Genomic DNA, 6,107 nt, shown 5'->3' on the forward strand with positions numbered 1-6,107 from the left:
CTGTTCACCTGCGAGGTGCCTTCCCACTGGAACGATTGAATCCTAGACAAATCCAATCATTCCTTGTAGGACAGGCACTTTCGCGTATCAACACCCAACGACACCGGTATTCCGCGAAAAATCCGGGCTAGGGTCGAATCATGACCGCCGAACCACCAATTCCCGAGATCACCGCCACGCCGGCCTGGGACGCCTTGCACAAGCACCACGATCAGATCGGAGAAACTCACCTTCGGCGGTTGTTCGCGGACGACCCCGATCGCGGCCGCGATCTGACGATCACCGTCGGCGACCTCTACATCGACTACAGCAAGCACCGCGTCACCCGCGAGACACTACGGTTGCTCATCGAATTGGCCCGTGCGGCAGGGTTCGAGCAGCGCCGCGACCGGATGTTCTCCGGTGTGCACGTCAACACCTCTGAGGATCGCGCCGTGCTGCACACGGCGCTGCGACTGCCCCGCGACGCCGAGCTGGTTGTCGACGGCCGCAACGTGGTCGAGGACGTACACGCCGTGCTGGACGCGATGGGTGACTTCACCGACCGGCTGCGCAGTGGTGACTGGACGGGAGCCACCGGAAAGCGGATCACCACCGTCGTCAACATCGGCATCGGCGGTTCGGACCTCGGCCCGGTGATGGTGTACCAGGCGCTGCGCCACTACGCCGACGCCGGGATCTCCGCGCGTTTCGTCTCCAACGTCGACCCCGCCGACCTTATCGCGAAGTTGGCCGATTTAGACCCTGCTACAACACTTTTCGTTGTCGCATCGAAGACGTTCTCCACGCTGGAGACGCTGACCAACGCGACCGCCGCGCGTCGTTGGCTTACCGGTGCGTTGGGCGACGCGGCGGTGTCCAAGCATTTCGTCGCCGTCTCCACCAACAAGCGCCTGGTCGACGATTTCGGCATCAACACCGACAACATGTTCGGCTTCTGGGATTGGGTAGGCGGGCGGTATTCGGTCGATTCGGCGATCGGACTGTCGGTGATGGCCGCTATCGGCCGAGAAGCCTTCGGCGACTTTCTGTCCGGGTTCCACATCGTCGACGAACACTTCCGCAGCGCACCGCTGGAGTCCAATGCACCTGCGCTGCTTGGTCTTATCGGCCTGTGGTACTCCAACTTCATGGGCGCGCAATCGCGCGCGGTGTTGCCGTATTCCAACGACTTGGCGCGCTTCGCGGCCTATCTGCAGCAGCTGACCATGGAGTCCAACGGCAAGTCGACCCGTGCCGACGGCACACCGGTGACCACCGACACCGGCGAAATCTTTTGGGGCGAACCGGGAACCAATGGCCAGCATGCCTTCTATCAATTGCTGCATCAGGGTACCCGGCTGGTGCCGGCCGACTTCATCGGCTTCAGCCAACCGCTCGACGACCTGCCGACCGTCGAGGGCACCGGCAGCATGCACGACCTGTTGATGAGCAACTTCTTCGCTCAAACCCAGGTGCTGGCATTCGGGAAGACCGCCGAGGAGATCGCCGCCGAAGGCACCGCTGCGGATGTGGTTCCGCACAAGGTGATGCCCGGCAACCGGCCGTCGACCTCGATCCTGGCCAACCGGCTTACGCCGTCGGTGTTAGGTCAGCTGATCGCTTTGTATGAGCACCAGGTGTTCACCGAAGGCGTGGTCTGGGGTATCGACTCTTTCGACCAGTGGGGGGTGGAGCTGGGCAAGACACAGGCCAAGGCATTGCTTCCGGTGATCACCGGTGACGCCTCGCCCGAGCCGCAGCCCGACAGCTCGACCGACGCACTGGTGCGCCGCTACCGCACCGAACGGGGGCGTGCGGGCTAACCTTCGGCGAGCAGACGCAAAATCCCCTCTTACGCGGCGTGTCGAGGGGATTTTGCGTCTGCTCGCGCAACGCGCGCAAGCGCCTGTTAGGCGAAGAGCTTCGCCAGCGGCGGTGGCAGCACCCGCATGAGCTGCACCAGCGGTGCCCATGGCCACCACGGCACCACGGCCCGGCCGGGCTCGCGCTCGATGGCGTCGACGATGGCCTTGACCCCGGTTTCGCTGTCCACCATGAACATCGTGGAGGCCGATTTGGCCGTCATCTCCGACTCGATATAGCCGGGCTGGATCAGCGAAACCTTGATGTGCCCCTTGGCGTACTCCGCGCGCAGCGATGCGCCCAGCGAGCTCAGCCCGGCTTTGCTTGCTGCATAGGCGGCTTTGACGCCCGGCACGCCGACGTTGCCCAGCACCGAGGAGATGAGCACCAGATGCCCCGAGCCGTTCTTGGCGAACATCTCCAGTGCCGTCTCGATCTGCACCAGCGCGGCCACGAGATTGGTCTCGATGGTTGCCTTGTTGGCCCACAGTTTGCCCGACCCCAGCCGCGCGCCCTTGCCGATACCGGCGTTGACGATGACGCGGTCAATGCCACCCAGCTCGTCGCTCAGCTCCGCGAATACCTTGGGCACCTGCTCGTGGTCAGTGACGTCCAATGCCGCGACCGCGATCTTGATCGACGGATACTGTTGCGACAGCTCATCTTTCAGTTCGTCGAGCCGATCGGTGCGACGGGCGCACAGGGCCAGGTCGCGGCCCCTGGTGGCGAAGGTGCGGGCCATCCCGGCGCCCAGGCCGGAGCTGGCGCCGGTGATCAGGATCTTCCGACGGGTCATCCGGGTGAGCATATCGGCTACTTCAGCAGCCGCGACATGCGCCGGTCGGCCAGCACCTTGCCGCCGGTCTGACACGTGGGACAATACTGAAAAGACTTGTCCGCGAACGAAACTTCCCGCACGCTGTCGCCGCACACTGGGCACGGCAGCCCGGTGCGCGCGTGCACCCGCAGCCCGGATCGCTTCTCACCCTTGAGCATGGCTGCTCCCTGACCGACGGATCGATTCACCGCGTCCTCCAGCACCGACACCATCGCGTGGTGCAGGGTGGCGAGCTGTCCGGCCGGGAGCTGGCCGGCGGTGGCGAACGGCGAGATCTTGGCAACATGCAGGATTTCATCGCTGTAGGCGTTGCCGATGCCGGCGATCACCTTCTGGTCGGTGATGACGGTCTTGATGCGGCCGGTGCTGCCGGCCAGTAGCCCGGCCAGATCCTCGGTGCTGAGTTCGAGCGCATCCGGCCCCAGCGCGGCAATACCGGGCACCTGCTTGGGATCGTCGACCAGCCAGACGGCCAGGCGCTTCTGCGTGCCGGCCTCGGTCAGGTCGAAACCCGCTGCCTCACCTGGGATACCAAGATGCACGCGCAACGCGACCGGTCCCTTGCCCGGCCGTAGCGGCGCCGCGGCCAGCTTGTCCGACCAGCGCAACCAGCCCGCCCGCGACAGGTGAGCGATCAACCACAGCGTGCCTGCCTGCAGGCCCAGGTATTTTCCCCACCGCTCGGCCGCCGTGACAGTGCGACCGTGCAGGGCGCCGACCGGCGGATCGAAGGTCTTGAGTACCGACAGTGCGGCGACGTCGACGCGGCCGATCGGCAAACCGACGGCGTGCCTGCGCAAATGGTCGACCAGCGCTTCGATCTCGGGCAATTCGGGCACCAGTCCAGTCTGCCGACCGCGTCAGCCAGGTGTCCAACCGCCCGCTGAGCCGACCTGTTACGGAGGGCCGTCGATACCGGGCTGGCCGAATATCTTCCCGGCGCTACCGCCAGGGCCGCCCGGCTGCCCAAGGACACCGGCGCCGCCGTGGCCGCCGTTACCGCTCCACTGCGCACTCCCGCCGGCGCCGCCGATACCCGTGACGGGGGAAGGCGGCAGCGCGGGCGTCACACCGGCGTTGCCACCGTCGCCGCCATTGCCCCAGAAGAACCCGCCGTTGCCGCCGGCTCCGCCGTTACTGGTCGCGAGCACGGCGCCGACGGTCCCGGTAACGCCGCCGTCACCGCCCCTGCCACCGCTACCTAACAACTGCCCGCCGTGGCCGCCGGCGCCGCCGGTCGCGCCAGCACCGGCTACCGGGAGCGGGGCATTTTCGGTTCCCGTGCCGGCGTTCCCGCCATTACCGCCGGTGCCGCCGACACCGCCGTTGCCGAACAGCCCGCCGCTGCCGCCCGCACCACCGACGCCAGCCGGTTGGCTGCTACCCGCAATGTGGGTGCTAATGCCATCGGTGGAAACGTTGCCGCCGGTGCCGCTGTTGCCGCCTACCCCACCGTTGCCGCCGTTACCGAGGAGGAATCCGCCGGTGCCGCCGCTTCCGCCGCCTGCACCGCCACCACCGTTGCCGGCCGTGAAGGCGAGAGCGGGATTTGAGTTGGTGTTGGCCCCGCTGCCGCCGTTTCCGCCGTTGCCGCCGGCGCCGCCATTGCCGAAGAGCCCGGAGTCACCGCCTCGACCACCGGTGGCAGCGGAATTGTCGCCGCCATGCATGGCCTCGCGAGCGTTGTTGAACAGCCCGTCAGTGCCGGCGCCGCTGTTTCCGCCGGCGCCACCGTCACCGTAGAGCCAACCGCTGTGGCCGCCGTTTCCGCCGTTGCCGCCTCCGCCGCTGACTCCGGCAGCCTGGTTGGAAACACTCGGGGTGGTGCCGATGCCGCCGATCCCGCCGTTGCCACCCGCTCCGCCATGGCCGATGAACAGTCCACCGGCGCCGCCGAGACCGCCACTGCCGCCGACGCCGCCATTCAGGCCACTGCCACCAAGGGCGTTCCCCGTGGCGTTGCCGCCCATGCCGCCCACTCCGCCGCTGCCGCCGTTGCCGTAGATCCAGCCGCCCGCGCCGCCGTCGCCGCCCCTGGCACCCGCAAAACCGGCTTGGTTGACTCCGCCGTTTGCCCCCACGCCACCGGTGCCGCCCTGACCGCCGTTACCCACGAATCCCGCCGACCCGCCGTTACCGCCGGCCTGGCCGGGCGCCCCGGACCCGCCGTTACCTCCATTGCCGAACAGCCACCCGCCATTGCCGCCGGCTGCACCGGTGCCGGCGGCCCCATTGGCGCCGTCGCCAAACAGGGGGCGTCCGGTCAGCGCCAGTACCGGGTCGTTGATTAGGGCCGCGACCTGCTGCAGCGGCGAGGCGTTGACCGCTTCCGCGGCGGTGTATTGCGCCGCGCCGGCACTCATGAGCTGGACGAACTGCTGATGAAAGTTTGCCGCTTGGGTGCTCAGCGCCTGGTATGCCTGCGCGTGCGCGCCGAACCACGCCGCGACAGCTGCCGAGACTTCGTCGGCGCCGGCCGCCAGCACCCCGGCCGTCGGCACCGCCGCCACCGCATTGGCTTGCGTAATCGACGATCCAATGCTCGCCAAATCGGTTGCTGCAGAGACCATTAGCTCCGATGACGCGGTCACGAACGACATCCGGCAGCCCTCCTGAGAATGGCCACGCTCGTCGCAACCGGTAACAGCAAATGGTATGCACTTTCAACGCCAGGGGCGGGCGTTCCAGCAAAGCCGTGCGGGCAGGACGGCTGCAGGGGCCGGCGCGCCGGGGTAGCCGAGGAGGTTGCCGCAGCGGCCACCGGTGGCGCCGCCGCTGGCGTTACCGCCGTTGCCGATCAGCCCGATCAGCCCGCTCTGGCCGCCGAAGCGGCTGATGGACAAGGTTGTGCCGGTGTTGCCTCCGCCGCTCGCACCATTTCCGCCGGGATCGCCGCAGCGCCGTTGCCGTAGAACAAGCCGCCATTAGCTGCGCCGCCGCCGCCGCCATGGCCGGCGGCGGTCAATCCGCCGTTGGCGCCCGGGCCCCCCGGACCGAACAGCCCGGCGCTGACCATACTGCTAGCCACGGGTCCGAGGTTGCTCCCCGTTGGCGCAGCAGCACTCGGCGCTGTCGGCCACAAAGGACCAGCTACGGCCGACATAGATTGCTCATCCGACGGACCCACCAGACTTGCGAGTGCACCCGCCGGCGCAGACACGGTATCCGACGAGACCGCCGATTCTGTCCTCACCGACGGACCATCTGAAGAAGCCGCCACCTGAACCGCCGACAACGCCCCCGGTGCGGCGACCGCCGAGAGCGGGGCGGAGACCGGCGGTGCTGCCGTCACCGTCGGCCCTGCCGGCTCAACCGCGGCCGCACTACCGGCAAGCGCCGCGGGCGACGCCGTCCGGGCCGATGCAACGGCGGTAACGCCAGCGGCGGCGCCACCGGTGGCCGCTGCGGCAACCTCCTCGGCTAC

Annotated in this window: 5 protein-coding genes and 1 pseudogene; 1 reads left to right on the forward strand and 5 read right to left on the reverse strand. The window is 67.8% G+C overall.

The window, feature by feature from the left end:
• Nucleotides 1-140 precede the first annotated feature (140 nt).
• Nucleotides 141-1,805, forward strand: a complete 1,665-nt coding sequence (pgi, locus tag EET13_RS22915) for a glucose-6-phosphate isomerase (RefSeq protein WP_122444417.1) — start codon at nt 141-143, stop codon at nt 1,803-1,805.
• Between the two features lie 86 nt (nt 1,806-1,891).
• Here pgi and EET13_RS22920 read toward each other — a convergent pair whose 3' ends face one another.
• From EET13_RS22920 to EET13_RS29965, 5 genes and pseudogenes are all read right to left on the reverse strand, one after another.
• On the reverse strand, nt 1,892-2,641 hold the full coding sequence (locus tag EET13_RS22920) for an SDR family oxidoreductase (RefSeq protein ID WP_211189122.1): 750 nt from the start codon (nt 2,639-2,641) through the stop codon (nt 1,892-1,894).
• Nucleotides 2,642-2,658: 17 nt separating this feature from the next.
• The gene (locus EET13_RS31885) at nt 2,659-3,126 is read right to left on the reverse strand and encodes a zinc finger domain-containing protein (RefSeq protein ID WP_244604064.1); all 468 of its coding nucleotides are present in this window, start codon (nt 3,124-3,126) and stop codon (nt 2,659-2,661) included.
• Between the two features lie 153 nt (nt 3,127-3,279).
• Nucleotides 3,280-3,522: pseudogene (locus EET13_RS31890) on the reverse strand (DNA-formamidopyrimidine glycosylase family protein); the annotation flags it as partial.
• Nucleotides 3,523-3,579: 57 nt separating this feature from the next.
• Nucleotides 3,580-5,283 carry a PE family protein gene (locus tag EET13_RS22930; RefSeq protein WP_122444420.1) on the reverse strand — a complete coding sequence of 568 codons (1,704 nt, stop codon included), beginning with the start codon at nt 5,281-5,283 and terminating at the stop codon, nt 3,580-3,582.
• Nucleotides 5,284-5,489: 206 nt separating this feature from the next.
• A complete protein-coding gene (locus EET13_RS29965) occupies nt 5,490-5,711 on the reverse strand; it encodes a hypothetical protein (RefSeq protein WP_136623231.1) in 222 nt (73 codons plus the stop codon).
• Between the last annotated feature and the right edge of the window lie 396 nt (nt 5,712-6,107).

Source organism: Mycobacterium attenuatum (assembly GCF_900566085.1).
GTDB classification, from domain to species: domain Bacteria; phylum Actinomycetota; class Actinomycetes; order Mycobacteriales; family Mycobacteriaceae; genus Mycobacterium; species Mycobacterium attenuatum.